Annotated in this window: 24 protein-coding genes; 11 read left to right on the top strand and 13 right to left on the bottom strand. The window is 57.1% G+C overall.

What is annotated here, in order from left to right:
• Positions 1-2: 2 nt before the first annotated feature.
• Genes VGE55_RS06705 through VGE55_RS06695 form a run of 3 tightly spaced genes read right to left on the bottom strand, consistent with a single transcriptional unit; the run spans position 3 to position 3,952 of the window.
• Positions 3-980 (bottom strand): ABC transporter permease, encoded by a 978-nt coding sequence (locus VGE55_RS06705; RefSeq protein WP_331130940.1) that lies wholly within the window; start codon positions 978-980, stop codon positions 3-5.
• Complete coding sequence (locus tag VGE55_RS06700) at positions 977-3,271, bottom strand: ABC transporter substrate-binding protein (protein ID WP_331131633.1); 2,295 nt, start codon at positions 3,269-3,271, stop codon at positions 977-979. Before VGE55_RS06700 ends, VGE55_RS06705 begins: the two co-directional genes overlap by 4 nt.
• A gap of 45 nt (positions 3,272-3,316) precedes the next feature.
• Positions 3,317-3,952, bottom strand: coding sequence for a YcbK family protein (locus VGE55_RS06695; RefSeq protein ID WP_331130939.1), 636 nt, complete (start codon positions 3,950-3,952; stop codon positions 3,317-3,319).
• 64 nt (positions 3,953-4,016) lie between these two features.
• Between VGE55_RS06695 and gltX the strand changes: the two genes are divergently transcribed.
• Positions 4,017-5,444, top strand: a complete 1,428-nt coding sequence (gene gltX / locus VGE55_RS06690; RefSeq protein ID WP_331130938.1) for a glutamate--tRNA ligase — start codon at positions 4,017-4,019, stop codon at positions 5,442-5,444.
• Positions 5,441-6,640 (top strand): O-succinylhomoserine sulfhydrylase, encoded by a 1,200-nt coding sequence (locus VGE55_RS06685; RefSeq protein WP_331130937.1) that lies wholly within the window; start codon positions 5,441-5,443, stop codon positions 6,638-6,640. The genes gltX and VGE55_RS06685 overlap by 4 nt, the downstream gene beginning before the upstream one ends.
• Positions 6,641-7,106: 466 nt before the next feature.
• On the opposite strand, the gene VGE55_RS06680 is transcribed toward VGE55_RS06685, so the two are convergent.
• Both VGE55_RS06680 and VGE55_RS06675 read right to left on the bottom strand, forming a co-directional pair.
• The gene (locus VGE55_RS06680) at positions 7,107-7,442 is read right to left on the bottom strand and encodes an H-NS histone family protein (RefSeq protein ID WP_331130936.1); all 336 of its coding nucleotides are present in this window, start codon (positions 7,440-7,442) and stop codon (positions 7,107-7,109) included.
• A gap of 72 nt (positions 7,443-7,514) precedes the next feature.
• The gene (locus tag VGE55_RS06675; RefSeq protein WP_331131632.1) at positions 7,515-8,111 is read right to left on the bottom strand and encodes an isochorismatase family protein; all 597 of its coding nucleotides are present in this window, start codon (positions 8,109-8,111) and stop codon (positions 7,515-7,517) included.
• Positions 8,112-8,287: 176 nt separating this feature from the next.
• On the opposite strand from VGE55_RS06675, the gene VGE55_RS06670 reads away from it, so the two are divergent.
• Complete coding sequence (locus VGE55_RS06670; RefSeq protein WP_331130935.1) at positions 8,288-9,100, top strand: sulfite exporter TauE/SafE family protein; 813 nt, start codon at positions 8,288-8,290, stop codon at positions 9,098-9,100.
• Between the two features lie 55 nt (positions 9,101-9,155).
• Here VGE55_RS06670 and VGE55_RS06665 read toward each other — a convergent pair whose 3' ends face one another.
• The gene (locus VGE55_RS06665) at positions 9,156-10,463 is read right to left on the bottom strand and encodes a hypothetical protein (RefSeq protein WP_331130934.1); all 1,308 of its coding nucleotides are present in this window, start codon (positions 10,461-10,463) and stop codon (positions 9,156-9,158) included.
• Positions 10,464-10,531: 68 nt separating this feature from the next.
• Entirely contained in the window at positions 10,532-11,674 is a 1,143-nt protein-coding gene (locus VGE55_RS06660; RefSeq protein WP_331130933.1) for an acyl-CoA dehydrogenase family protein, read from the bottom strand.
• Between the two features lie 185 nt (positions 11,675-11,859).
• On the opposite strand from VGE55_RS06660, the gene VGE55_RS06655 reads away from it, so the two are divergent.
• Positions 11,860-12,507 (top strand): helix-turn-helix domain-containing protein, encoded by a 648-nt coding sequence (locus VGE55_RS06655; protein WP_331130932.1) that lies wholly within the window; start codon positions 11,860-11,862, stop codon positions 12,505-12,507.
• Between the two features lie 7 nt (positions 12,508-12,514).
• On the opposite strand, the gene VGE55_RS06650 is transcribed toward VGE55_RS06655, so the two are convergent.
• Entirely contained in the window at positions 12,515-12,838 is a 324-nt protein-coding gene (locus VGE55_RS06650) for a hypothetical protein (protein WP_331130931.1), read from the bottom strand.
• 162 nt (positions 12,839-13,000) lie between these two features.
• On the opposite strand from VGE55_RS06650, the gene VGE55_RS06645 reads away from it, so the two are divergent.
• The 3 genes from VGE55_RS06645 (at position 13,001) to VGE55_RS06635 (ending at position 16,926) form a co-directional block, all read left to right on the top strand.
• Positions 13,001-14,704, top strand: coding sequence for an acyl-CoA dehydrogenase family protein (locus tag VGE55_RS06645; RefSeq protein ID WP_331130930.1), 1,704 nt, complete (start codon positions 13,001-13,003; stop codon positions 14,702-14,704).
• A 65-nt stretch (positions 14,705-14,769) separates the two neighbouring features.
• Positions 14,770-16,269, top strand: a complete 1,500-nt coding sequence (locus tag VGE55_RS06640; RefSeq protein ID WP_331130929.1) for a hypothetical protein — start codon at positions 14,770-14,772, stop codon at positions 16,267-16,269.
• 18 nt (positions 16,270-16,287) lie between these two features.
• A complete protein-coding gene (locus VGE55_RS06635) occupies positions 16,288-16,926 on the top strand; it encodes a DUF305 domain-containing protein (protein WP_331130928.1) in 639 nt (212 codons plus the stop codon).
• 15 nt (positions 16,927-16,941) lie between these two features.
• Here the strand turns inward: VGE55_RS06635 and VGE55_RS06630 are convergent, their stop codons facing one another.
• Together VGE55_RS06630 and VGE55_RS06625 are read right to left on the bottom strand one after the other, a co-directional pair.
• Positions 16,942-18,420 carry a hypothetical protein gene (locus VGE55_RS06630; protein WP_331130927.1) on the bottom strand — a complete coding sequence of 493 codons (1,479 nt, stop codon included), beginning with the start codon at positions 18,418-18,420 and terminating at the stop codon, positions 16,942-16,944.
• A 25-nt stretch (positions 18,421-18,445) separates the two neighbouring features.
• Entirely contained in the window at positions 18,446-19,144 is a 699-nt protein-coding gene (locus VGE55_RS06625) for a DUF305 domain-containing protein (RefSeq protein WP_331130926.1), read from the bottom strand.
• Between the two features lie 160 nt (positions 19,145-19,304).
• Here VGE55_RS06625 and VGE55_RS06620 point away from each other — a divergent pair, with 160 nt between their 5' ends.
• From VGE55_RS06620 to VGE55_RS06605, 4 genes are read left to right on the top strand one after another with little or no spacing between them, the layout of a single operon-like run.
• Positions 19,305-19,763: a (2Fe-2S)-binding protein gene (locus tag VGE55_RS06620; protein WP_331130925.1), complete on the top strand. Its 459-nt coding sequence runs from the start codon at positions 19,305-19,307 to the stop codon at positions 19,761-19,763.
• Positions 19,764-19,777: 14 nt separating this feature from the next.
• The gene (locus VGE55_RS06615) at positions 19,778-21,991 is read left to right on the top strand and encodes a xanthine dehydrogenase family protein molybdopterin-binding subunit (RefSeq protein ID WP_331130924.1); all 2,214 of its coding nucleotides are present in this window, start codon (positions 19,778-19,780) and stop codon (positions 21,989-21,991) included.
• Positions 21,992-21,999: 8 nt separating this feature from the next.
• Complete coding sequence (locus VGE55_RS06610; RefSeq protein ID WP_331130923.1) at positions 22,000-23,004, top strand: XdhC family protein; 1,005 nt, start codon at positions 22,000-22,002, stop codon at positions 23,002-23,004.
• A complete protein-coding gene (locus tag VGE55_RS06605; RefSeq protein ID WP_331130922.1) occupies positions 23,001-23,588 on the top strand; it encodes a nucleotidyltransferase family protein in 588 nt (195 codons plus the stop codon). The genes VGE55_RS06610 and VGE55_RS06605 overlap by 4 nt, the downstream gene beginning before the upstream one ends.
• Here VGE55_RS06605 and VGE55_RS06600 read toward each other — a convergent pair.
• From VGE55_RS06600 to VGE55_RS06590, 3 genes are read right to left on the bottom strand one after another with little or no spacing between them, the layout of a single operon-like run.
• Positions 23,585-24,322, bottom strand: coding sequence for a hypothetical protein (locus VGE55_RS06600; protein WP_331130921.1), 738 nt, complete (start codon positions 24,320-24,322; stop codon positions 23,585-23,587). The genes VGE55_RS06605 and VGE55_RS06600 overlap by 4 nt on opposite strands.
• A gap of 14 nt (positions 24,323-24,336) precedes the next feature.
• On the bottom strand, positions 24,337-25,464 hold the full coding sequence (locus VGE55_RS06595; RefSeq protein ID WP_331130920.1) for a cyclopropane-fatty-acyl-phospholipid synthase family protein: 1,128 nt from the start codon (positions 25,462-25,464) through the stop codon (positions 24,337-24,339).
• A 20-nt stretch (positions 25,465-25,484) separates the two neighbouring features.
• Positions 25,485-26,276, bottom strand: a complete 792-nt coding sequence (locus tag VGE55_RS06590; RefSeq protein ID WP_331130919.1) for a DUF1295 domain-containing protein — start codon at positions 26,274-26,276, stop codon at positions 25,485-25,487.
• Between the last annotated feature and the right edge of the window lie 46 nt (positions 26,277-26,322).

Below are 26,322 nucleotides of genomic sequence, written 5' to 3'. Positions count from 1 at the left end.
CCTCAGGACAGCCGGACCCGAGGGTCGGCAATGGTGTAGGCAATGTCAGTCAAAATCAGGCCGACGAGGTACAAGGCTGAACCGATGAAGACCATGGCGCGAACCACGCCAAAATCTTGCGACTGAATGGCTTCAATGGTGTAACTGCCCAAACCGGGAATGCCGAAGAAGGATTCAGAAATCAGCGAACCCATGAACAGCAACGGGATGACCGACACGGAACCAGTGAGGATGGGAATCAAACCGTTGCGCAACACATGGCGACCCAACACCTGCACCTCGGACAGTCCTTTGGACCTTGCTGTACGCACATAGTCTTTGTTGATCTCTTCCAAAAAAATGGTGCGGTACCAGCGGGTGCCTGCGCCCACGCCACCCAGTACGCCGATGAATACCGGAAGTATGAGAAATCGCCAGGCTTGCTCGCCCGGGGCATAGCCCGAGATGGGCACCAGCGCCAGGGTTTTTGAAAACAGAAATTGCCCACCGATGATGTAGAACAGCCCCGAAATGGACATGGCCAGCACACACAGCACCACACCGGTCAAGTCCAGATAAGTGCCCCTGAAGAAGGTCAGCAACAAAGCCAACACAATGTTCACCAACAGACCCAACACAAACACCGGCACAGCCAACGCCAGGCTGGGCCCTGCCCTGCGCACAATCTCATCGGCGATGTTGCGGCCGTCATCCGCACTGCCAAACTCGCCCACAAACATCGGCATGGACTTCTGAAAAAAGATGGTGTTGGTCACTTGCTCAACACCTTGAACACCGGTGTTGATCAACAACGGCAAGTCATATCCTTTCTCGCGTTTCCATTGTTCAATCGCCTGCTCCGTCACGCGTTTCCCACCGAGTGCCATGCGAGCCATGTCGTCGGGGGAGTTCACTTTGAAAAACAGCACAAAGGTGATGAGGTTAACGCCCAGCAACACCAGCAACCCGTACAACACACGGCGAACCAAATAGTTGCTCATTGCTCGCCCTCCCCTTTGGGCGCCAGGTGCGCCAAGTCACGACGCACACCCACCTGCCGCTCACGCCGCTTCCAGGCTGCCCAAGCAGGCCATGCAAAAACCAAAGCCGCCAGCAACATGATTGGAATGGGCCACCACTGTGGCGTGTTCCAAGCCTTGCGAGCTGCCGCCCGTGCAGCGACATCGATGGTTTTGTATTTCAAATCATTGCGGGCCATGTCGTTGGGTTTTACATTGCCAATCCAATGGTGGATCAAGCCGAATTGTTTGGGCACAAACGCAAACAACCACGGCACGTCGGTTTGCACCAGTTGGGTCATTTCGGCAATCAAACGTGCCCGTTCTTCTGTATTGGGCATGGTCTTCATGCGCTCAAACAACGCGTCGTACTGGGCACTCGAATAATTCGACGCATTTTCACCCGCAGTTTTGGCGCGGCTGTTGGGGCCATACAGCAGGAACATGAAGTTTTCAGGGTCGGGGTAGTCTGCATTCCAACCCAGGAAAAACAATTGCGCATTGCCCTTGCGGATTTTTTCCTGAAAACGGTTCCAGTCTGTTGCGCGAATTTCCAGCTCGATGTTGAGCTTGGCAAATTGCTTTCGATACCAGTCAAACCGCGCCTTGTCACCCGGGCCGCCGCCGGTGGTGTCCAGCGCCAGCGTGAGCGGCTTACCGGTGCGGGGGTCGATGCCGTTTTTGTACCCGGCTTTTTCCAACAAGGCCATGGCTTGTTCAACCGGCTTTCGCACCGGCTTGCCATCCACCACGTCGTACACCTGTGTGTTGAAACCTTCCGGGCCAGGTTGGTAACCAAAAATGCCCGGGGGCAAGGGGCCATGGGCGGGCATGGCGCGGCCGTTGGTGAAAATTTGCGAAAACTCTTCCCAATCAACAGCGATGGCAATGGCTTGGCGCAACAAGCGGGCCCGTTCAGCATCAGCGGTGGTTTTGCCCGGGCCCACCACCGGGTCGAACCAGTTAAAACCGAGGTAGTAAATGCTGGTGGCCACCGAGCTCTCTAGCCGGATTTTTTTGTCCAGCATCTCGGGCGTGAGTTGCGATGCGCCGTCTGCACTGGCGCGAATCACCTGGTCGAAGGTGTCGGCGCTGATGCCTGAGGTGTCGTAATACCCCTGCAGGAATTTGTTCCAGTAAGGAATCGCCTCTTTTTCGCGGGTGAACACCACGCGATCAATGAACGGCATGGTTTTGCCAGCGTCTTTCAACAAACCGGCTTCAGCATCGCCGGGCTCGCCCTCGGATGGATACGGTTCACCCCGGAAGTTTGGATTGCGGGTGAGCACCATGCGGGCATTGGGGTCGTTTTCCGTGAGCATGTAAGGCCCGGTGCCCACGGGCCACCAGTCCAGTGTCAGGTTGTTTTTCACCAAACCGGGCTGGCTGTAAAACGCATCGGCCTCCCAAGGAATGGGCGCAAAAAACGGCATGGCCAGCCAATACAAAAACTGGGGGTATTTGCCTTTCACACGCAATTGCAGGGTGTGGTCGTCCAGCGCCTGTGCGCCAGGCAAATCGAATGGCCGCAAATCAAGCCATGGCAGTTGGTCTGTCGACGGCGCAAAGGTACTGCCGGTTTTTTTCTGGATGTCGGCCTTCAGTGCCTCATCCTGTTTTTTCAAGGTTGCGGCCAATTCACCCAAACCCTCAATGTACTCACCCATGTGCCCCAGAATGGGCGACACAATGCGCGGGCTGGCCAGGCGCTTGATTTCGTACACGTAGTCGCTGGCGGTGAGTTCGCGCGTGCCTTGCTGTTCAAATTGGCTGGGTGAGCGGTAGCGGGCGGCGGCATCGCCCAACGCCAGGTACAAGGGCTTGCCTTCAGCGCTTTTGGCCAAGGATGGATGTGGCTGAAAACGAATACCGGGTTTGATCGCGATGGTGTAGACACTGGTCGCGACCCGGTCGGCGGGCGCATCCTGCGGCAAGGGGCGACCTTGCGCATCCAGATACACCGGCTGTGGCATGTCCACGGCGGTCAGGGGTTCCAGGGTGTAGGGGCGTTTCAGATAATGGTACTGAAACAGCGGCTCATAGGTTTGATACGTGAACTCGGCTTCATCGGAGGTGTAGGACTGCGCTGGGTCCAGGTGTTTGGGACGAGCCGTGAATGCGGTGTACAGGGTGGGTGTGGCCTGGTCGGCCTTGCTTTCCACATAGGGGTTATTGGGGGCTGGTCCGCAGGCCGCCAACAGCCATGAACACAATGCAACTGAGGCACCCATGCGGGTACCCTGCCAGCGCATGAACATCAAACCGCGTGACACCGCCAAACAACCACCCTTTGCTGTGAATTTTTATCGTGGGTTTATTTAACCACGCCATTCACGCTCTGGGCCAGTGTCGGCATGAATCCAGCCGCCTTTTGCACCCACCCGGAAGTAAAAACCGACGCCGCCTGCTTTAAAACCCTGAACCAGCTCACCCACCACACTGGGGTGCAAACCGGGCATGCGGAAGTCGGCCGCCTGGCCGCGCATGTGCAAGGAGTTTCGGGCAGCGGGCAAACCAGCCTCTATCAAGCGGCGGTTGGTTTTGGCACTGCGATAACCCGAGGTGATTTCCACTGGCGCAGAAAAACCATAGCGACGAACAAAGGCTTGGGCGGCCCACAAGGTGTCAATGAGACGCGTGTCCATGCGATACACCTGATCAGCCTGTACGTCCCGCAGCAAGAAGCAAAGTTCTTCGTAGGCGTTTGGGTTAATATGTCCGTCTTTCCAGTACGTCAGTTTGACACGGTCGCCGGACTGCGGACGAATCATATCCACGCTTCGGGGTTGGACCCAAAAATCCATGTCCACCAACGAAGGATCGAACAGATCGGGTGGTGGTGCCAGCTCTTTTGCAGCGGCCAACACGTCGGTGTTGATCAGTGTTTCTGCCACACCGACCATGGCCAGTGTGCTCACAGATTTGAGGAATGAACGTCTGTCCAGGGTTTTCATTGCCGAACTTGAGAAATTACTTGAACTGATGATAAAAGCTCTTTGATAAAAAGTCACGATTCGAATGTCCTACAACAGCCAAATCCGAACAGTGCGTACCCGTTTCGCACCCAGCCCCACCGGTTACCTGCACCTTGGCGGTGCACGAACGGCCTTGTACAGCTGGGCATTTGCCCGCCACCACCAAGGTCAGTTCATTCTTCGCATTGAAGACACCGACGTGGAACGTTCCACCCCGGAAGCGGTGCAAGCCATCATGGATGGCATGCACTGGCTGAACCTCGATTACGACGAAGGCCCCTTCTTCCAGATGCAACGCATGGACCGCTACAAGGCCATGATTTCAAAGCTGTTGGAACAGGGCGATGCCTACCTTTGTTACTGTAGCACCGAGGAACTGAACCAAATGCGCGAACAGCAGCGTGAAAAAGGGCTGCGCATTCGTTATGACGGCACTTGGCGACCAGAGCCCGGCAAAACCTTGCCAGCGGTGCCCGCCGGTGTAAACCCGGTGGTGCGGTTTAAAAACCCGCAAAGCGGCGCTGTGCAATGGGATGACCTGGTGAAAGGCCCCATTTCGATCAACAACGAAGAACTGGATGACCTGATTATTGCCAGGGCCGACGGTACCCCCACGTACAACTTCTGCGTGGTGGTGGACGACTGGGAAATGGAGATCACCCATGTGATTCGCGGGGATGACCACATCAACAACACACCCCGCCAAATCAATATTTTGCGAGCCCTTGGCGGTACGCAGCCCGTGTATGGTCACATCCCCATGATTTTGGGTCCCGATGGTGAAAAGCTCTCCAAGCGGCATGGTGCGGTCAGCGTGATTCAGTACCACGAGATGGGCTTCCTGCCCGAGGCGATGATCAACTACCTGGCTCGACTGGGCTGGAGCCACGGTGATGATGAAATTTTCAGCCGTGATCAATTGGTGGAATGGTTTGACTCAACCAGCTTGTCGAAATCGGCCGCCCAATTTGACCCTGAAAAACTGGCGTGGGTGAATGCCCACTACATGAAACAAGCGCCCCGTGAATTGCTGGCTTCCGAAACCCAGAAGCGACTGGCGGCGATTGGTTTGGATTGCAAGCAAGGGCCAGACTTGAACGCCGTGCTGGACGTGGTGGTTGAGCGAGCCTCGACCCTCGTCCAGCTGCGCGATGAAGCAGCCCTGTTTTACAAACAACCCGCCTTGAATGTGGATGAACTGAAAGGCATGGTGGACGATGCCGTGATGGCTGGCTTGACGGATTTTCTGACTGGCTTGGACGGTGCGGAATGGACAGTGGAAAGCCTGAGTGGTTTGGTGAAAAACACCATCAAAACCCACAACCTGAAAATGCCAAAACTGGCCATGCCATTGCGCCTCATGCTAACGGGCATTACCCAAACGCCGTCTATTGACAAGGTGATGGTGTTGATGGGTCAATCCACAGTGAAAGAGCGCATTGCCAACGGTTTGAGAGAATTGCAGTCATGAGCGAGAAAGACCACCCTGATTGGGCCACCGCGACACAGGCCATCCGCGCGGGTAGCCAGCGCACCCCGTTTGGTGAACACTCCGAGGCCATGTTCCTGACCTCCAGCTTTGTGTTCGACTCGGCGGCACAAGCCGCTGCGCGTTTTGCTGGCACCGAAGAAGGCAACGTGTATGCCCGCTTCACCAACCCCAGCGTGCAAATGTTTGAACAGCGCCTGGCCGTGTTGGAAAACACCGAGTACTGCTTGGCCACTGCCAGCGGGATGGCCGCCATCACCACCGCCTGCATGGGCCTGCTGAATGCGGGCGACCACATCATCGCCTCAAAGGCCTTGTTTGGCGCCACGGTGCAGTTGTTTGTAAACATTTTGTCCCGCTTTGGCATTGAAACCACCTTTGTGGATGGCGTCAGCCTCGAAGCCTGGGAAAAAGCCATTCGCCCCAACACCAAGCTGTTTTATGTGGAAACACCGTCAAACCCTTTGACCGAGGTGATCAACATTCAGGCCCTGAGCGACCTGGCCCACAAGCACGGCGTTTTGAACATGGTAGACAACTGCTTCTGCTCACCTGCCCTGCAAAAGCCGATGGATTTTGGTGCAGACCTCATCATTCACTCGGCCACCAAATACCTGGACGGCCAAGGGCGTGTGTTGGGTGGTGCCATTTGCGGCCCCAAGCAATTGTTGAAAGACAAAATTCTGCCGGTGCTGCGCACGGCGGGGCCCACCTTGTCAGCCTTCAACGCCTGGGTATTGCTGAAAGGTTTGGAGACCTTGAACATCCGGATGAAAGCGCAATCTGAGAGCGCTTTGGAGATTGCAACCTGGCTGGAAGCCCACCCGGCTGTTGACCGGGTGTATTACCCCGGCTTGGCCAGCCACCCACAACACGCTTTGGCCATGAAGCAGCAAAAAAGCGGCGGTGCCATTGTGAGCTTTGAGGTTAAAGGCCACAACGAAGACGATGCCCGCGCGAAGGCGTGGAATGTGATCGACCACAGCAAAACCATGTCGATTACCGCCAACCTGGGCGACACACGCACCACCATCACCCACCCGGCTACAACCACCCATGGGCGTTTGAGCCCTGAGGCGCGAGAGGCCGCGGGTATCAAGCAGGGCTTGATTCGCTTGGCGATTGGTCTTGAGGATACCGGGGACTTGATTGCGGATTTGAAGAAAGGATTGGGGTGATTGTTCAGTAGCCTTTGCCGGTTTATTGCCCCTTCGCAAGACCGGTAGCCCGTGGGTTTTAACCCCCCTCAGCAACACCGGATGCCCGTGCCGAACGCCCCCCGAAGGCAAAGGTTGCCCCGCGCATGTCGAACCGGGATTGCTGGGGGCGTAGCGGCTCAGTGCACGCGGCCTGCGCAGGTCACCTCCCCTGCAGCGACAGTCAGGGCCATTGGCCCCGCAGTTGACCAATGAGGTGCCAAACAGGCGCGGTGGGCGCAGCCGCTAGGCTGGCCCAGAGGTCGATCCCGACTCGCTGTTTGGAGGGGCGACCTCTGCGATCGTGCGGCTCAGCGAGGGAAATACCAATGGACCGTCGCGAAGGGTGAGGTAGCTGCGCATGGCCACAAATCAATCCGATACAAAAACAAAACGCCGCCCACACCAACAGTGTGAAACGGCGTTCAGTCTGCCAACAAACGCTGGCTTACACCTTCATCGACGCTTCCGACACACCTGCAGCCAAAGCATCGCGCATCCACGTTGGGCGCTTGCCACGGCCCGACCAGGTCAAGCTGGGGTTTTGGGGATGGCGGAAACGAATGGGCGCTGGACCCAACTCCCGTTTGCCTTTAACAGCCAATTTGCCCATGCCGAGTTCGGCCAACAGTTCTTCCAGCTTCAAACCTTTGGAAGCGGCAATTTGTTTGACTTCTTCAATGGCTTGCAGTTTAGCGCTGCGATTATTCAACTCGTTGTCGATGTCGGATTTCAACTGCTGAAGTTCAGCGGCACTCATGGCTGACAAATTGATTTTTTTCATGGAGATTAAGTTCCGTATTATTTGGATTAAAATTAAGCAATGCAATATTACATCACCATTTATTCAAATCCATCACTTAATCAAATCAAGCGCATATTTAAATTGTTCATTATCTGCGGATTCAAGCCATTCAAACACCACCATTTCAGTGGTCACCAACTCAGCGCCATTGCCCGCCAGCCGGTCAAAAGCAGCGTCACGGTTTTTGTCGCTTCTGGACCCACAGGCATCGGTCACCACCCAGACCTCCAGCTCATTGTCCAACAGGTCCAGCGCGGTTTGCAGCAAGCACACATGGGCCTCAACACCAGCAATCACAATACTTGTTCGTGGTTCTGGCTGATTATTTTTCTGAAGATGTTTGGGCAAACTGCGTGCATTGCCCGATGTGCTTGCCTTTGGAGTCAAGAGGTCGATTAAACCCTCAGGGCAAGCGCTGAAATGGGTTTTTCGCAAAGTTCCCTTACAAAATGGGGTCAATTCTGGAGAAAATGGTCCGATTTTCTCGGGAACATGTTCCGTTGCAAAAACAGGTACATGCATTTTTTTGGCCATCGAAGCCAATATCAATGCGTTTTTTAAAACCTGCGCATGGTCAGCAATCGCAGGCATTAATCGGGTTTGATAATCAACCAACACCAGTTGGCTGTTGTCGTGATTCAGTAGCATGGTGCATGTGGCAGTGAAGAATGGGCTAAGCATACCGTTTTCGCCTGCCATTCACCGGAATTCCTGACGATTCTGGTGCAAAGACGAAGCCCATGTGAAACTTGCCACTTTTAAATATGATTGACTAATGTTATATATTTTTATATATTGATTGAAATCACTGCTTGAGAAACACCATGTTGATGGTTGCTGCCGCTTTGGGCCTGCTTGTTGGACTTATTCTTGCCTTGACCGGTGCAGGCGGCGGCGTGCTTGCCGTGCCTTTGCTGGTGTTTGGCCTGCATCAAACCGTTCAACAAGCAGCCCCAATTGCCCTGCTGGCCGTGGCCATGGCGGCCACCCTGGGTGCGGTGTTGGCCCACCGCCAAGGCGACCTGCGCTACAAAGCCGCTGCGCTCATGGGTGGAATTGGCCTGTTGTTATCCCCCGTCGGCTTGTGGCTCGCCCACCGCTTGGACACCCACTGGCTCAACGGCCTGTTTGCATTGCTGCTGCTGTGGATTGCCCGAAACTCATTCGGCAGCCAACTCAAAACGGACGTGCCTGTAGAGGTCAGCGATCTGGGCAAAGCCATGTTTCCCTGTGTGCGTGACGACACATCGGGCAAATTCATCTGGACCTTGCCCTGCGCGCGTGCACTGGCTCTGGCCGGCGCACTGACAGGGCTGCTGTCAGGCCTGCTGGGTGTCGGTGGCGGGTTTGTGTTGGTGCCAGCCCTGCAACGCTTCACCAATTTGTCCATGAAGTCCATCACCGCCACCGCACTGGGGGTGATTGCGATTGTGTCGTGGTTTGGTGCCTTCAACGGCCTGCATGCCACCGGCATGGACAGTCGGTTGGCGGCTGCATTTTCATTGGCCGCCTTGCTGGGCATGGTGGGTGGGCGCGGTCTGGCAGCACGGTTACCGGCTGAATTGATGCGCCGTCTCTTTGGCGTGTTGTGCGTTTTGGTGGCCTTGCTGATGTTGAAATCGGCTTTTGGTCAATAACTGGCAACAAAAAACCCGCCTCATGGCGGGTTTTTTGTTGTCAGTGCAGCAATCGTCAGATAGGCAAGGCGCTGGTCACGGGGTCTAGAACCGTGGTCAAACCTGCATCTGTTGAAATCGGCAGTGATGAGGTGGGCAAAGTATCCAGCCCTGGCAGCGCAGTGTCACCACCGGTCGACGTGCTGGCGGTGTCACCACCCAACACATCCCCCACCAGAGCAATGGTGCCAGTGGGGTCCTGTGATGAGGCGTCTGTCACGGCATTCCCCACGGTTTCCACACCGCTCGCCAGGGTATCCACCGCGCCGCCCACACCACTGGTGGCGGGGTCCAATGGGGCCAATGCTGAATCAGCGGCGGTCAGGTCGGTCAAACCTTCGCTGACCTCGTTCAGTGTCCCGGGCAAGCCGTTTGCCGTGCCTGAGTCGGGATTGGTGCCTACAATCGGTGCCAACAAATCGGCTGTGACGGGTGCCAACGGACTGCTATCACTGGCCAACACATTGCCTACATCGGACAAGCCTTGCGCCACTCCATCCACCGTACCCGAATTGCTGCCCAGGGTTTCGGTCAACGGGTCCACAACCGGTGCCAATGGAGTGTCGGCTGCACCTGAATCCAAGCCGGTCGATACGGAATTCACGGCGCCCACCAAGCCGGTGGCCGATGAGCCGTCGCCGCTGCTGGGGTCTCCCACAACCCCCGTCAGTACATCGGTCAAACCGGTGGGGTCGGAGCCCGAGGCACCGCCCAAGGCGCCGCCCACGGTGGTCAAACCACCGGATACGGCATCGGTCACTTGAGACACGGGCGCCAATGGGGTCTGATCCAAACCACTGCCCACGCTGTCCAAGGCGCCAGCCACTCCACCTGCACCACCAGAAGCAGAGGAGCCAGTGCCATCATTGTTGTTATCAGACAGCAGAAATACGCCAGCAGCACCAGCACCCAACGCTGCGAGCGCTCCGCCACCGAGGCCCCCAGCCAACAAACCCGCACCAACCAGACCAGCCATGCCGTCGCCGTCGCCTTGCTCCAAGACAGCGGATGCCACATCGTCGTCGATATCAAACAGCTCAACACCTTGGGACAGTGCCACCACCTTGGTTCTAGAAGCACCGTCGGCCAGTTCACTAATTAGTTGCTCCAGGCGAGCTGCAGCCCCTGGTTGCAACACCAGCAGGGTTGCACCTTGGCCAGAGGCCCGGGCTGGAATCTTGATTTCCATCGGCGCTGATGAGGTGTTGCTGATCTGATCGCCCCACTGCAGTTCAGTGGCGTCGGTCAGCAAGGTACCTGCCCGGTTAACGGTGGGCAGTGCATTGGGGGTTTGGATGGTGGCGATGGCCGAATTGGGGTTCATGAACTTACCCTGTGTAAAGTTACCGATGTCATTCATACATCGGTAAACCCCAATTCGGTTTCAAGGCATTACAACGAACGCGCGATGATCTCTTTCATGATCTCGCTGGTTCCCCCGTAAATGCGCTGCACTCGGGCATCGGCGTACATTTGGGCAATGGGGTATTCAAGCATGTAGCCGTAACCACCGAAGAATTGCAGGCACTCGTCGATCGTCTTGCATTCCAGTTCACTCAGGTGCAGCTTGGCAATCGACGCTGTGGTCGTGTCCAGTTTGCCGGCGATCAGTTTGTGAACGCAATCGTCAATGAACGCGCGGGCCACGGTGGCCTGGGCTTTCAATTCCGCCAGCTTGAAGCGGGTGTTTTGGAAATCGAACACGGTTTTGCCAAAGGCCTTGCGCTCTTTGGTGTACTCAATGGTCATGTCCAGCGCTTTTTCCACAATCGCCAAGGCGCCCACACCCAGCATCAGGCGCTCGTAGGGCAGCTCGGTCATCAGTTGCATAAAGCCCAGGCCTTCGGCACCCAGCACATGGCTTTGGGGAATGCGCACATTGTCAAAAAACAGTTCGCAAGTGTCCTGCCCTTTTTGACCCAGCTTTTCCAGAATGCGGCCCACCTTGAAGCCCGGTGCATTGCGGGTTTCGAGTATCAACAGGGTCACGCCCTTGGCACCTGCATTGGGGTCGGTTTTGGTGACCAGAACAATCAGGTCAGCCATGTAGCCGTTGGAGATAAAAATCTTGGAGCCATTCACGACGTAATCGTTGCCATCCTTGACCGCGGTGGTGCGTATGCCTTGCAGGTCAGACCCAGCGCCTGGCTCGGACATGGCAATCGCACCAATCATTTCCCCGGTGGCCATCTTGGGCAGGTACTTCTGTTTTTGCTCTTCGGTGCCGTGGTTCAAAATGTAGTGGGCTGCAATCGCATGCACATGCACACCAAACGCACGGTCACCACCATAGGCCAGCTCCTCAAACAACACGGCCATGTGCGAAAAATCACCACCACTGCCACCGTACTCGTCGGGAATATCCGCCAGCAGCAGGCCCAGTTCACCCGCCTTCAACCAGGTGTTGCGGTCCACATGCTGCTGCTCTGCCCAGCGTTTCTGGTGAGGCACAATTTCAGCCTCCACAAAGCGGCGCACATTGGCGCGGTAAAGTTCAAGGTCGGAATTCATCCAGCTGGGCGTGGGGTATTTCATGGTGCGTCAAGTCCGTGGGAAAAGTAATAAATCAAACGATTGTTTGAATGCTTCAGCGATTATAGGTCGATCGACCTATTTGTCAATGATCCCTCGCCCCATACCCGTGGCTTGCAAGCCAATTCAAGTGTGAGAGAATGCCGCCATCGAACACCATGCCCAACATTCAGCAGCCCTGCCCTTTCATGATCAGCTCCACCTCAGCGTCAATCGGCGACCTGGCCGCGAACAAACACAGCGCCACCACCGACAAAGGCATGCTGCGCGTGCAGGCCATTCTGGACGCTGCGCGGCAACTGCTGGCCACCGAGGGCTACGCAGGCTTGACCATGCGGGCGGTGGCGCATGAAGTGGGCGTGTCGCTAAGCACCGTCCAACACTACTTCAACAACAAAGAGGTGTTGGTGCAGGCTGTTCTCACCTATGTGATGGACCATTACCAGGCGGTGGTGGCCGACCTGATGAACACCTTAAGCCAGCAGAGCCAGCTTGAACGGTTCATGGTGATCATCGACATGGTGCTGATAGAAACCCGTCGCCCGGAAACCTACGGCATCCTGACCGAAATGTATGCCTTGGCCAACCGCTTGCCGTTTGCAGCGCAGCTCATGGAAACGGTGTTTGCACGTGAACAAAAAGAAATTTTTCGGTTGATTTACGGCATTGAGCCAGCGCTGTCAGCCCATGAATGCAAGCGAAGGTCGGCCATCATCGTGGCGCAAATTCATGGATTGGCCACGCAACTGGTGGGCAAGCACGGCACAGGGCTCACCCGTACGCAACTGGAAGACGCCGCCCGCCAGTCGTTCATCCGCCTCGCAACCCTGCCCTAGGCACTGTTTAACGGCCCCGTTTGGCCCGCTCCAGAATTTGGGCAACCAATTCGCCCCGAACCTGTGCACCGCGCTCCAGGTTTTGTGCCTGCAGCAGCACGTTTTCTTCAATCAGTTTGGCCATGGCGCTCAGCAGCACATAAATCAGGTCTTCCGCGCTAAAACTGGCGGCATGTTGCAAAATGTTGAGCGCACCCTGACAACACGCCTGGCGCAAGGTGGCCTCATCCACAGGCAAGTCGGCATAATCCAGTGGATCTTCAGCAGCCACTTCGCTCACCAAACGCATCAGCACATTCAAGTCGATCTCAACACGGTGGGTGTCGGCCATGAACACTCCTTGGTATGGATGTTCAACTTTTATACATGAAGCCCATTGGTTTCGTCACTCACCCACTTTAAATTACATTTAATTGCTTGATTTGTTATTTAATGTAACTAATAATGCAAGCACCGTGCTGAACTCCATTCTTTTAAAGCCAAGGTCATCGCCATGAAAACCGCCAAAGAACTGCTGAACACACCTGCCCTTGGTGAAACCCACCAGGTCACCAACGTGGCCAGTGAGCTGCACAGTTACAACCTGTTTAGCACCGATGCTGCGCTGGTCGACGGGGTGCAACGGGAAGGCGGAGCATGGGGCATCGAAGAAATTCGCCAATTTGGCGCGCTGTGCGGTCAACCCGACTACTTGGAGCTTGGTCACCTGGCCAATAAATACACCCCTGAGCTGGACACCCATGATCGCTTCGGCAACCGGGTTGACCTCGTGCGCTACCATGCGGCGTACCACACCCTGATGAAAACAGCCCTGGAAAACGGCCTGCACAGCCAACCTTGGACCGACCCCAAGCACGGTGCCCATGTGGTGCGTGGCGCCAAAGCATTCATGCAAAGCCAGGTGGAGGCAGGTCATGGTTGCCCGGTCACCATGACCTTTGCGTCCATTCCCAGCATCCGCACGCAGCCTGAGGTGGCCGCGCTGTTTGAACACAAAATACTGGCGCGGGGTTACGACCCACGCAACCTGCCGATTGACCACAAGGCCGCCATCACGGTGGGCATGGGCATGACTGAAAAACAGGGCGGATCGGATGTTCGTGCCAACTCAACACAGGCAAGCCCGGTGGGTGAAGCTGGCCCGGGCAAGTTGTACAGCCTGGTGGGGCACAAATGGTTTTTGTCGGCTCCCATGTGCGATGTATTCCTGATTCTCGCCCAGACTGGTGCGGGTGTGTCCTGCTTTGCCGTGCCCCGCTGGCTTCCGGATGGCACCAAAAACGCCCTCAACGTCATTCGACTGAAGGACAAGATGGGCAACAAGTCCAACGCCTCCAGCGAAGTGGAGTTTCGCGGTGCGCAAGGCTGGTTGGTCGGTGAGGAAGGTCGCGGTGTGCCAACCATCATTGAAATGGTCAGCTTGACCCGGTTTGACTGCATGGGCGCATCGGCCGGCTTGATGCGTGCCGGATTGGCCAACGCCATTCACCACACTCGGCACCGTGCAGCCTTTGGTGCCAAGTTGTTGGATCAGCCCCTGATGCAAAACGTGCTGGCCGACCTGGCCCTGGAATATGAAGGTGCGATGGCATTTTCCATGCGCATGGCACGGGCGCTGGACCACAAGGACAGCGACGAACACGAAGCCAAACTGGCCCGACTGGCCACGGCAGTGGGCAAATACTGGATTTGCAAACGCGCGCCCCAGCATGCCTATGAAATCATGGAATGCATTGGTGGCAGCGGTGTGATGGAAAACTCGATCTACCCTCGCCTGTTCAGGGAATCGGTCATCAACCCGATTTGGGAAGGCAGCGGCAACGTGCAGTGCCTGGATGTGCTGCGCGCTGTAGGCAAGGACCCCGCCGTCCTCATGGCCTTTGTGCAGGAATTGAACCTGGCCCGGGGCGGCAACAGCATTCTGGACACAACATTGAACAGCCTTCAGGCTCAACTCATGGGCCTGAGCAAGGCCACACCCCACGACCTGCAATTCATGGCCCGCCATTTGGTGGACCAAATGGCAGTGGCCTTTGAAGCCGCATTGCTGGTTCGCCATGCACCCGCTTCGGTGAGTGACGCATTCTGCAGCAGCCGACTGGCCAGTGTGGACCAACACAACTATGGCACCTTGCCCACAGGCTCGGCTGTGCGGCAAATCATCGAGCGTGCAGACCCAGCCGTGGACAAGATTTAACACCACATCCAGATGCAAACAACGGCGGTATCAATGGGTGTAACCATCCACCTGTTGACACCACCATGCATCGCCCCTACCCGCTTCTGGCCACCGGCCTGTTGGCCCTGTTTTCCCTGCAAGGGTGCAATTCCGACACGGCCACGGCACTGACCACCGCTGCGCGCATTGGCTTTGCTGCCAGTGAATTTCCCAGTGTTGCGCCGGTGGCCCAGTGCGCCCCGGGCGGCCAACCCGAGACTGACATTCAAGGACGAGTGCCCATCACCGACCGGAACAGCGGACGAAGCCAGTCTGGTTATTGGTGCAACCTGACCCGCATTGGGCAATTTCAGGGTGAAGGCAGCACCTGGGTCAACCCGTCCACCGGCCACTGTGCCTACATGGCCACCTCATTTTCCGGCTTGCTCACGAAGAAACTGCCGGGCGTGCAGGTGATTGATGTTCAAAACCCATCCTCACCCCGCTATGTAAAGAGCCTGGACAGCATCGCTTTTGTGCAGAGCACCTGGGAAAGCCTCAAGGTGAATGAAAAACGGGGCTTATTGGGTGGCGTGGCAGCAGGCCCCATCGAAGATGTGGCCTTTTTTGACTTGTATGACATTTCCGGCGACTGTGCCCAGCCGAGATTACTCAACGGTTTGACCGGCAAAATCACCCTGCCCGCCAACCTGCTGGGCCATGAAGGCGAATTCAGCCCCGATGGCAACACTTACTGGGCCACGAGTTCGGCTGGGGGCAGCATCACTGCCATCGACATTCGAAACCCAGCGCAGCCCAAACCTGTGTTTATTGGCAATAGCTTGCTGCCCAACCATGGGTTTTCATTCAGCGCCGATGGGCGACGCATGTACCTCACCAGTGCAAACCCCGCCGGCGTGATGATTCTCGATGTGAGCGACGTGCAGGACCGCAAACCCATTCCCATCGTCAAACCAGTGGGCAGCCTGTTTTGGCAGGACGGCAATATTTCCCAACACACCATCCCTGTGAGCATTCGCGGTGTGCCGCACCTGGTCGTGGTGGATGAATTTGGCACTGGCGCCGCCCGCATTCTGAACATCGCCGATGAAACCAAACCCTTTATCGTGAGCAAAATGCGGTTGGCCATTCAGCAGCCAGAACATGCCGACAAACGGCGTGCAGACCTCGGCAACAATGGCTTGTTTGGTTACGAAGCCCATTACTGCACGGTGGACCGAACCACAGATCCGCAAGCCATGGCCTGCGGATACTTTCAGTCCGGCGTGCGGGTATTCGATATTCGTGACATCACCAAACCCCGTGAAATTGCCTATTACAACCCACCTGCCCAAGCAAACAATGCAGCCATTCTCAAGGGGTGGGAACACGCAGTCAGCCGCGCAGGCATTGGCCCTTCTGTCAGCGACGCCCAAAACCTTGGCATTGGCATACCGACCAAAGTCAGCCTTCAAAGCGACCTCAGCACCGACTGGTGCAGCTCACCACCGCGATTTGTGAACGACCAACTGTGGGTGACCTGTCAGGACAATGGGTTCATGGTGTTGCAATTTGCACCGGGGGTGTATCCTTTCGCGGAGTAATCACTTCCGCAGACCACCATGCAATCCCGTTTAAAACCCTGGTTGTTGGCGCTCGGTGTTTCCGTGCTGTCGGTTCCAGTGTCCATTCAGATTTGGCAGGCTCACCAGTTGAGCCTGCAGCAGCAGGCGCTTGAAGTCACCGACATTCCGTTTCTGCAGCACATGACCATCCACCACGACCAGGCCATCACCATGGCTCAAATCATGGCGGGAAAATCCACCGGCGTGCTGAAAAACCTGGCCCGACAAATTGAACAGACCCAACGCAGCGAGACTGGCATGTTCAAGGCCTGGTTGATGTTGTGGCAGGCTGAGCCCCTACCCCGGACAATCAATATGGACTGGATGAACCACAACGCCACGGCCGATGAAGCCTTGTACATCAGCCGCTGCAAAGCCACCGATGGCGGCATGGAAGGTTTGGCCACAGTGAGCCAACTGAACCAACTGACCACAGCCCAAGGCGAAGAAGCCGAACGACTGTTTGTGAGCCTCATGATTGCACACCATGAGAGTGCACTGCCCATGCTGGCCTATGCAGCCCGCGAGGCCCACACCCCGGCTGTGCGGCAAACCGCACAAGCCATGTGGGCTGAACAACGCAAGGAGCTGCTGACCCTGCAGGCGCTGCGCAATTCGCAAAGCACCGCAAAATAGCCGCCTGGGTGCGTTTTACTTCCAAACGTCGTTGGTCACCTTGACCACATAAAAACCCTGGTAGCCATCGCTGTACCAAATCTCTTTACGCTCTGGCACAAACGATGGGCTGGACATGGCCCAGTTGCTGGCGGGTGCAGGCTGAGTCAGCGCCCGGGGCTTGACCGGTGCATTGAAATACGCCACCTCCACCGGGTTGGCTGGGTCGGTGATGTCGAACACCCGCAAACCCGACAAAATCATGCTGCAAGCAACAATCGTGGGGTTCACGCGCGTGGGCACATTGCAATAGTGGCCTGCATAACCACCGGTCGGGTTTTGGGCGCCCGGGTCGTTGGCAATGGCGTCCCGGTTGGCTTTGTTGTGCACGGCCAAACGCAGGTTGGAAATCACTCGAGGCCGGGTTTCGTCCGAAATGTCGATGATGCGCCCGGCGCCCACCAAGGGGCCGTTGGTCGACACAATGATGCCACCGCTGCCCGTTGCATACTCATCGATTTCCACAATGTACGGCTTGCCTTGAATGGTCACGGGAATGGCATTTTGGGGAATGCTGGCTGTGTCCCAGGTCAACGCAGAAATTTGCCGAACTTGCGGATTGGGCTTGCGGGCCTGAATTTCAGACACATCGAGCACCAACATGCCAGCTGGATCGCTAATACTGGCCACGTATGCCCGGTTGCCATCCGGGCTAATCGACAAGCCATGGCTGGGGTACTGCCCATACCACAGGGGCTTGGGCACGCTGGGGTTGGAAATGTCCAAGGCCACAATCGTGGATGTGGATGGCGAGGCCGAATAGAAGGTTTTGCCGTCTGGCGACAAACCGCTTTCATGACCAAACACGCCCAGCGGCGTGGATGATTTCAGAACCGGATTGCGGCAATCCTGAGAGATGTCATACACATCCACCACACCGGGGCCAAAGGCCGGGTTGCCCAACACGGCAGCCAAAATACCACCTTGCGAACTCAACACCAGCGACTCATGCGGCGACAACATGGCGGGCGTGACCAAACGCGCGGTGCGCACCGGGCTGGCCGGGTTGCTCATGTCCATCACATTCACGCCAATTTCACGGTCGGCCAAATTGGTGGGGAACAGCAGCGTGCTGTCGTAATAGGCACAGTCATGGCCAGCCTTGTCGGTGTAGCGTTCCACCTTGAAGCCACCCACAGTGCCAATCACCATGTCAGGCGCAAACTTGCCTACCAGCTCAGTGTTGCAGGTAAAGCCCGCTGCAGCGCGGCCGGCATCATGATCAGCCTGCGACACGCGGCCTTGCATGCCCACCTCGGGACGTGAGCCCGGGCCGCACACGCCCTGGGGAGTGGCGGCGATGTTCACACCATCGTTGGACTGCTGAAACTGGTTCGGCGATATGGTTGCCCCCGCACTGCCCCCGGAGGATCCCGATGTGCCGCCCAAACAGCCTGCCAGCAGTTGAGAAATCACCAGGGCTGATATGGCCCATTTGAATTGCTTGTTGATCATGGTGTGCCCTTGAGTCTCCGTTGTTTTATGGTGTGTTGAGGCTTTGCAAACGACGTTGCATCCAGTCCATTTCAGTCAACTGGTCACGCGCCACGGTTTTTGCAAAACTTTTGATCAATGGTGAATTGGCGTACCGCCATGCAAAATTTGCCATGCGAATGGCCGACTGGTGGTGCGCAATCATCAGCGTTAGAAACAGCTTTTCCTGTGTTGGGCCTGTGGAGGTCTGCAGCCGCTGCAGGTCCTCTGGCGATGCCAGTCCCGGCATGTTTCCGCCCTGTGAGCGACACAATGTGGCAAACAATTCGTCTTCCACGGTTTTGAATGTCTTGACGGAGTCCACCCAGGCCATGGCTGGTCCCATGGGCACGGGTGCTGCATCCCAGGCGCTTAACCAGCCCTCCATCAGCCCAATCTCGCGCATTTGAGCCAGCAGAATCGACCGCGCCAAGCCCCGCACCGCCACATTTGGATTTTCCTGAACAGCCATGGCCATGGTGACCGCCTGGCTGTGGTGTTGAATCATGCTTTGCGCAAAACCGGTGTCGACCACGGTGGGCTTGGGCATGGTTTGCACACTGGATGGCGCTGCAGGATAGAGGCCACGGTAACCCAACCAACCCACAGCCAAGAATGCGAGCACCAGCAACGCCACCACCCCGTACAGGCGGCCGCGTGCCACAAATGGTCTTTGAGATGAAATAAAACCCATTGAATTCGACATGATGAACCTGTTACCAAGCCTCGGCAGCAACGGATTCAAATGGGGGTTATCCTGAGTCGACTTCCCGACAAACTGCAGTGAAATACGGATGGAATGTTGTACATTGCAAACTATTGTGTGGGCAGCATCATCCAGCCCACTCTCTTCAGGAGCCCTTCCAATGATTGAACTCAACGTGAACGGACAGGCCATGAAGGCCGATGTACCCGCTGACACCCCCCTCTTGTGGGTGCTGCGCGACACCCTCAACCTCACCGGAACAAAATTCGGCTGCGGCCAGGCCCTGTGTGGCGCCTGCACCGTGCATGTGGATGGCAACCCCACCCGCTCCTGCAGCGTGGCGGTCGGTGACGTGGCCAGCAGCAAAATCACCACCATCGAAACGGTGGACCAAAGCCGTGAAGGCAAGGCCGTTCAGGCAGCCTGGCGCAAGCTGGATGTGGTGCAGTGCGGTTACTGCCAAAGCGGCCAAATCATGAGCGCGGTGGCCCTGTTGAAAACCAACAAAAAGCCCACCGACGCCGACATTGACGGCGCCATGGGTGGCAACCTGTGCCGTTGTGCAACCTACCAGCGCATCCGCGCGGCCATTCACGAAGCCGCCAAGGCCTTGGCATAAACGGGAGCAGCACCATGACACACAGCATTGAAAACATCAGCCGCCGACGCTTTGTACAAGCCGGGGCTGGCCTCACCCTCGGTTTCGTCATTCCAGGCGCCGTACAAGCTGCAATGTCGGCGGCCGAGTCTGGCCCCGGAAAAACCCTGGGCAGCGCCGCGGCTGGCAGTTTCGAGCCCAACGCTTTCTTGAAAATTGGCACGGACAACACCGTGACCGTCATTTCCAAACACCTGGAAATGGGCCAAGGCACCTACACCGGCTTGGCCACCTTGGTGGCCGAGGAACTGGATGCTGCATGGGGCAGCGTGAAAGTGGAAGGCGCCATTGCCGATGCCACCCGCTACAACAACCTGCTGTGGGGCCCGGCCCAAGGTAACGGCGGCAGTACCGCCATGGCCAACAGCTTTGAGCAAATGCGCAAAGCGGGTGCGGCTGCACGCGCCATGCTGGTGTCGGCGGCTGCCAAACAATGGAAGGTACCGGCCAGCGAAATCACCGTGAGTGAAGGCGTAGTGCGCCACAACAGCGGCAAGAAAGCCACCTTTGGCGAACTGGCCGAAGCTGCAGCGCAAGAAAAAGCGCCCGAGACTGTGGTGCTGAAAAAGCCCGAACAGTTCAAGCTCATCGGCAAAAAAGCACCTCGGCGGGATTCTTTCGCCAAAACCAACGGCACCGCAACTTTCACCCAGGACTTTAAATTGCCCGGCATGCTGGTGGCCATGGTGGCCCACCCACCCCAGTTTGGCGCCACAGTCAAATCATTCGATGCCACAGCCACCAAAGCCATACCCGGCGTGGTTGACGTGGTGCAGATTCCCCAAGGCGTGGCCGTGCTGGCCAAAGACACCTGGACCGCCAAAAAAGGGCGCGATGCCCTGAAAGTGCAGTGGAACGACAGCAAGGCCTTCAAACTGGGCAGCGATGAAATCATGGCCCAATACAAGGCCATGGCCGAAAAGCCGGGCATTGTGGCCAAGCAAACCGGCAGCGTTGACACCGCATTCAAAGGTGCGGCCAAGGTACTTTCCCGCAGCTACGACTTCCCTTACCTGGCCCATGCGCCCATGGAGCCCCTGAACTGCCTGGTCAACCTGCAAGGTGACCATTGCGAAGTGTGGAACGGCGAACAACTGCACACGGGCGACCACTTCGCCCTGTCCAAAGTGTTGGGCCTGCCCATGGAAAAAATCCGCATCAACACCCTGTACGCAGGCGGCAGTTTTGGCCGCCGTGCCAACAAGGATTCGGACTACGTGGTTGAAGCAGCCATGATCGCCAAAGCCCACGGCGGCAAGGCCCCTGTCAAGCTGGTGTGGACCCGCGAGGACGACATGCGCGCCGGTTATTACCGCCCCATGTTCCACCACAAGCTGGAGGCTGCATTGGACAGCGCTGGCCAGGTCACGGGGTGGCGTCACCGCTTGGTAGGTCAGTCGATTGCAACAGGCTCGGCCTTTGAAGGCATGATGGTGAAAGACGGCGTGGATGCCCTGTCCGTGGAAGGCGCAGCCAACCTGCCCTACGCCATTCCCAACTTCCAATGCGACCTGCACACACCCAACAACATTGGGGTGCCTGTGTTGTGGTGGCGCTCGGTGGGCTCGTCCCACACCGCCTTCTCGACCGAAACCTTTATTGATGAAGTGGCCCTGGCCGCAGGCAAAGACCCTGTTGCCTTCCGCACCGCGCTGTTACAAAGCCATCCACGCCACTTGGGCGTGCTGAAGCTGGCGGCTGAAAAGGCCGGCTGGAACAAGCCCCTGAAAGCTGGCAAGGCTGGTGAGCGACGCGGACGTGGCGTGGCCGTGCACGAGAGCTTTAACAGCTACGTGGCCCAAGTGGCTGAGGTCACTGTTCAAAAGGACGGCAGTTACAAGGTAGACCGCGTGGTGTGCGCTGTGGATTGCGGTGTGGCCATCAACCCCGACGTGATTGCGGCACAAATTGAAGGGGGGGTGGGCTTTGCCCTGTCGGCCATGATGAACAGTGCCATCACCCTGAAGCAAGGCCAGGTGCAGGAAGGCAACTTCGACACCTACGCACAACTGCGCATCTTTGACATGCCCAAGGTGGAAACCCACATTGTGCCCTCGGCGGCCCCCCCCACTGGCATTGGCGAACCCGGGGTTCCCCCGCTGGCGCCTGCTGTGGCCAATGCGCTGGCTGCCGCAACCGGCAAACGGCTGACTGCCATGCCGGTGGACACGGCCCTTCTGAAGGCCTGAGGACTGACATGGACACGATGGACGCACAGGTGCTGAATGCGGCCCTTCAATGGGCTGCACAAGGGCACCGGTTTGCCACCGTGACCGTGGCGCGCACCTGGGGCTCTGCCCCCAGGCCACCGGGCGCCTGGATGGTGGTGCGCCACGACGGCCAGGTGGTGGGTTCAGTCTCGGGTGGCTGCATTGAAGACGATCTCATTCACCGCGTCACGCACGGTGAATTCAATGGCACTGCACCACTGGCGTTGAAATACGGGGTGACCACCGAGGAAGCGAACCGCTTCAACCTGCCGTGCGGCGGCACACTGGAGTTGGTGCTGGAGCCGGCTGCTGACTTGACCGCACTGGACACGTTGCTCAAATTGACCAGCGCGGGGGCACTGGCCCTGCGAACTGTGGACTTGCAAGCGGGCACCACGCGGGTTGAACCGGGCGAGCGGTCTGACACCCTGCAATGGACTGGCACGGTGCTGACCACCGTGCACGGGCCGCGCCTTCGCCTGCTCCTCATTGGGGCCTCACAAATTTCCCGGTACGTGGCCCCCATGGCCCATGCGCTGGGCTATGAGGTGCTGGTGTGCGACCCCCGGGAGGAGTACTACGCCAGTTGGGATGTGCCCAACAGCCGCTGGCTGCCCGGCATGCCCGACGATGTGGTGCTCGCCATTCAGCCCGATGTGCACACCGCCATCGTGGCCCTTACCCACGACCCCAAACTGGACGACCTGGCCTTGATGGAAGCGCTGCGAAGCCCTGCCTTTTATGTGGGCGCTTTGGGCTCCAAAGCGAACAATGCGCGCCGAAAAGCACGCCTTCAGGAACACTTTGAGTTACAGCCCCATGAACTGGAACGACTGCATGGGCCAGTGGGCTTGCCGATTGGCAGCCGCACACCACCGGAAATTGCGGTGTCATTGCTGGCGGAATTAACGCAGGTGAAAAACCAACTGCACCAACAACCCGCTGTGCGCTCAGCCTGCAACACCGACAGCACGCAGGGTGTGCCTGTTTGATTGTCGGCATTCTGTTGGCTGCGGGCCAAGCGAGCCGGTTTGGCAGCAACAAGTTGATTCAGCCTTGGGGCTCACGGGGTGAGCCTGTATTGGTGCACAGTCTGTTGGCATTGAAGGCGGCCTGTGACCAGGTGTTGGTCGTGGTGGGGCAACACAATCAAGCCGACTTAACGCCCTGCATAGAGCCACATGGCTGTGCCTGGACCGTCGCCCCGGATGCCCATTTGGGCATGGGCCACAGCCTGGCACATGGCATCGCCCGCAGCCCGGCGTGCACCGGTTGGCTCATCGGCTTGGCCGACATGCCCGCCGTGAATGTTTCCACCACGGTTCAATTGGCCGAGGCATTGAAAGAAGGCCATTCGATCGTGGTGCCTGTCATGAACCAACAGCGCGGCAACCCGGTGGGCTTTTTGGCAACCCACAAGGCAGCACTCATGCAACTGACTGGTGATGAAGGCGCACGCAGGCTGGTTCAAACACATGCAGCTCAGGTTCATCGTGTGGATGTTCAAGACCCCGGCATTCATCACGACATTGACCGGGTTGAGGACTTGAACCGCCCGGTTCAATCATCGGCTTAATATCCGGAGTAAACGATTTTCACCATCGGCGGCTTGCCGGTTTTTACATCGGGAATATTGGACAACCCGTTGTACTCCAGCAAATTCCGGCTTTCCAGTTCGTAAACCAAGGTTAACGGGTCCACCACAAAGCGCAACAGCGAATCGGGCTCGGCCCGAAGCTCCACCCGGGTTTTACCGTCCTGTTGCGAACTGCCGGTTTTCAAAATCCGGAAACTGTACTCACTGCGCCGCCCCACCACACCAAAGGCCAAAGTGATTTTTTTGCCTGCATTCAGATCGGGCAAATTGGCCTGAATAAAAGCGTGAAAACCAGAGTCGGCACACATCGGATTTTTCCGGTTGACCTTGTCCGATTCTGTTTTGCCATTCTCCGTGGTTTGCATCACCACAAAGTCTTTGTTCACCTCGGTGATGGCCTCTGCATATTTGGAGCGGGGAATGCTCATGGCGGTCAACGGAATGAAGGGGTCTACCGAAAAATCGAGTTTCTTCTCCGCAACCAGTTCACCATTGGGCAGCACATAGCGAATCACGCCCGACACCCACTTACCATTCCGGAAAGTCTGGTTGTGCTGTTCGGTGTAAATCCACTGGCCGGAATCCTTGTCATAGGCCTTGCCGATGAACTGCTGGGTTTTGCTGCCCTCTTCTGCCCATACCACGGTGGGGCCCATCAAGCCCACACCTGCCAACAGTCTTGCCGCACCGGTCATCCACTCGCGTCGGTTCATGTTGCTCTCCTCGCTCAGCTGCGTTTTTCAAACAGGTAATGCCCCACACCCCACTCTCGGCCCAGGTTGTAGCCAAACAGCTCCGCCACCGCCATGTAAAACATGCGCCAGCGCTGGAACCAGATTTTGGCCTGCGCAGCACCATAGGCCTTTTCAAACACTGGCATGATGTCTTTCCTGGCCGCATCCATATTGGCCAGCCAGTGGTTGGCGGTTTTTTCATAGTGCTGCCCATTGATCCACCACCGTTGTACCACTTTCAGGTCGTCCTGGTAATGCAGAAAGAGGTCAGCGCTGGGCATGATGCCACCGGTAAAAAAGTACTGGCTCATCCAGTCGGTTTTGTCCTTCACCACAAAATGGTAGGCCAGCTCCTTGTGGGCAAACACATGCACAAACATGCGTGCACCCGTGTTCATCCAGCTGGAAATCTTGCGGAACAGCCCCTGGTAATTCTTCATGTGTTCAAACATTTCGATCGAGATAACCCGGTCAAAACCCGCCTCAACACCTTCACAGGGAAAATCAAAATCCACGATATTGGCCGTGATGATTTTCAGGTTCGTCAGGCTCAACTCGCGAGCCCGTTGCTCAATGTACGCGCGTTGACCATGTGAGTTGGAAACCCCCACCACTTGGGATTGCGGATAACGCTGGGCCATCCACAAACTCATGGAACCCCAACCGCAACCCAACTCGAGAATGCGCTGACCATCAGCAAGGCCTGCCCGTGCAGCGTATTGCTCAAACATCGCAACCTCGGCTTCTGCCAGGGTTTCTGCACCGGTTTCATACCAGGCGCAAGAGTACTTCTTGCGGGGGCCCAAGTGCAGGTGAAAAAACTCGGCGGGCACTTCGTAGTGCTGCTCATTGGCCGCATCGGTATCGACCGCAATCGGGCTGGCACGAAGCTCTTCCACCAAGGCACTTAAACGCGCACGGGCCACCTCAGGCTGGTCGGCACATTCATCATCGAGCCGTTGCTGGATCAGGCCCCGCATGGCAGCTCGCACCGCGGCATCGGGCACCCACCCACGCTCGCAGGCCTCAATGGCCGCGTTGGTGGCCAGGTTCAAAACAGACAATTTCAATTGGCTCACCAGTGGACTGGCCACCGGTGCGCTGGAAGTTGGGCTACGCATGAATCAACAAACCTACACAATCAGGATTTTGGAAACCAGGGAATAAAGGCGGAGGTGGTGCGAATGTACTCGGCATACTCTGGCCGTGTGCGGGCCGCTTGGGCTTCGGTGGCCGGAATGCCGGACATTTTGAGCAACAGGAATGCCATCACCGCAGGCGGAATCAGGGACAAAAACCCCCAGGGTGCGCCCAAGGCCAAAGGCACATAGGCCACCCAATGCACGCATTCAAAAAAATAATTGGGGTGTCGGGAGTACTTCCACAAACCCTGCTTGCACACCCGCCCCTTGTTGGCCGGGTTCGCCTTGAATGCGGCCAGTTGACGGTCGGCCAAAGCCTCACCGGCAATGGACACCACCCACAACACCACACTGAGCCACAGCCACACCGGAGCAGGTGCGTCGGTGCGCTGTGAAGCCACGGCCAGACCCAAAGCGATCAACATTGAAAACACCACTTGAACCTGGAAAAAGGACCACATCCGCAGGTTTTGCGCGTCGCCCCACTCCTTGCGCAGTTGGGCATAGCGGCCATCTTCGGCATGCCCATGGTTACGGAACCACAGGTAAGTGCCCAGGCGCAGGCCCCACACCAGCGGCATGATGCCAATCAGCCAACGCACCTCGATCGGGGCTGTTGAATTGAGTGCAAACCAGGGACCCAAGGCACCCAAAGTCCAGGCCCACACCGCATCCACAATACCGGCGTTGCGGGTTTTGAGTTGCACCGCCCACACTGCAGTGAAAATGACGACCAGGCCGAGCCAACCCAGTCCAAATACGGTCCACGCATTCATCTTGTTCACATCCATTCAAAGGCCACCCAATGGCCCTACCCAGTATACGTTACAGGGTCTT

The organism is Limnobacter sp., from assembly GCF_036405155.1.
Taxonomy (GTDB): domain Bacteria; phylum Pseudomonadota; class Gammaproteobacteria; order Burkholderiales; family Burkholderiaceae_B; genus Limnobacter.
The sequence above is the reverse complement of the archived record's forward strand: the minus strand, read 5'-3'. Positions and strand labels throughout refer to the sequence as shown.

What these genes read in the sequence shown, in the direction of transcription:
- VGE55_RS06650 (WP_331130931.1), bottom strand. Translation starts at nt 12,838, where the DNA reads ATGGCCGACACCCACCGTGTTGAGATCGACTTGAATGTGCTGATGCGT.
- VGE55_RS06645 (WP_331130930.1), top strand. Translation starts at nt 13,001, where the DNA reads ATGAAAACCGCCAAAGAACTGCTGAACACACCTGCCCTTGGTGAAACC.
- VGE55_RS06685 (WP_331130937.1), top strand. Translation starts at nt 5,441, where the DNA reads ATGAGCGAGAAAGACCACCCTGATTGGGCCACCGCGACACAGGCCATC.
- VGE55_RS06625 (WP_331130926.1), bottom strand. Translation starts at nt 19,144, where the DNA reads ATGTCGAATTCAATGGGTTTTATTTCATCTCAAAGACCATTTGTGGCA.
- VGE55_RS06655 (WP_331130932.1), top strand. Translation starts at nt 11,860, where the DNA reads ATGATCAGCTCCACCTCAGCGTCAATCGGCGACCTGGCCGCGAACAAA.
- VGE55_RS06620 (WP_331130925.1), top strand. Translation starts at nt 19,305, where the DNA reads ATGATTGAACTCAACGTGAACGGACAGGCCATGAAGGCCGATGTACCC.
- VGE55_RS06640 (WP_331130929.1), top strand. Translation starts at nt 14,770, where the DNA reads ATGCATCGCCCCTACCCGCTTCTGGCCACCGGCCTGTTGGCCCTGTTT.
- VGE55_RS06665 (WP_331130934.1), bottom strand. Translation starts at nt 10,463, where the DNA reads ATGAACCCCAATTCGGCCATCGCCACCATCCAAACCCCCAATGCACTG.
- VGE55_RS06705 (WP_331130940.1), bottom strand. Translation starts at nt 980, where the DNA reads ATGAGCAACTATTTGGTTCGCCGTGTGTTGTACGGGTTGCTGGTGTTG.
- gltX (WP_331130938.1), top strand. Translation starts at nt 4,017, where the DNA reads ATGTCCTACAACAGCCAAATCCGAACAGTGCGTACCCGTTTCGCACCC.
- VGE55_RS06635 (WP_331130928.1), top strand. Translation starts at nt 16,288, where the DNA reads ATGCAATCCCGTTTAAAACCCTGGTTGTTGGCGCTCGGTGTTTCCGTG.
- VGE55_RS06680 (WP_331130936.1), bottom strand. Translation starts at nt 7,442, where the DNA reads ATGAAAAAAATCAATTTGTCAGCCATGAGTGCCGCTGAACTTCAGCAG.
- VGE55_RS06595 (WP_331130920.1), bottom strand. Translation starts at nt 25,464, where the DNA reads ATGCGTAGCCCAACTTCCAGCGCACCGGTGGCCAGTCCACTGGTGAGC.
- VGE55_RS06600 (WP_331130921.1), bottom strand. Translation starts at nt 24,322, where the DNA reads ATGAACCGACGCGAGTGGATGACCGGTGCGGCAAGACTGTTGGCAGGT.
- VGE55_RS06630 (WP_331130927.1), bottom strand. Translation starts at nt 18,420, where the DNA reads ATGATCAACAAGCAATTCAAATGGGCCATATCAGCCCTGGTGATTTCT.
- VGE55_RS06615 (WP_331130924.1), top strand. Translation starts at nt 19,778, where the DNA reads ATGACACACAGCATTGAAAACATCAGCCGCCGACGCTTTGTACAAGCC.
- VGE55_RS06590 (WP_331130919.1), bottom strand. Translation starts at nt 26,276, where the DNA reads ATGGATGTGAACAAGATGAATGCGTGGACCGTATTTGGACTGGGTTGG.
- VGE55_RS06670 (WP_331130935.1), top strand. Translation starts at nt 8,288, where the DNA reads ATGTTGATGGTTGCTGCCGCTTTGGGCCTGCTTGTTGGACTTATTCTT.
- VGE55_RS06610 (WP_331130923.1), top strand. Translation starts at nt 22,000, where the DNA reads ATGGACACGATGGACGCACAGGTGCTGAATGCGGCCCTTCAATGGGCT.
- VGE55_RS06660 (WP_331130933.1), bottom strand. Translation starts at nt 11,674, where the DNA reads ATGAAATACCCCACGCCCAGCTGGATGAATTCCGACCTTGAACTTTAC.
- VGE55_RS06695 (WP_331130939.1), bottom strand. Translation starts at nt 3,952, where the DNA reads ATGAAAACCCTGGACAGACGTTCATTCCTCAAATCTGTGAGCACACTG.
- VGE55_RS06675 (WP_331131632.1), bottom strand. Translation starts at nt 8,111, where the DNA reads ATGCTACTGAATCACGACAACAGCCAACTGGTGTTGGTTGATTATCAA.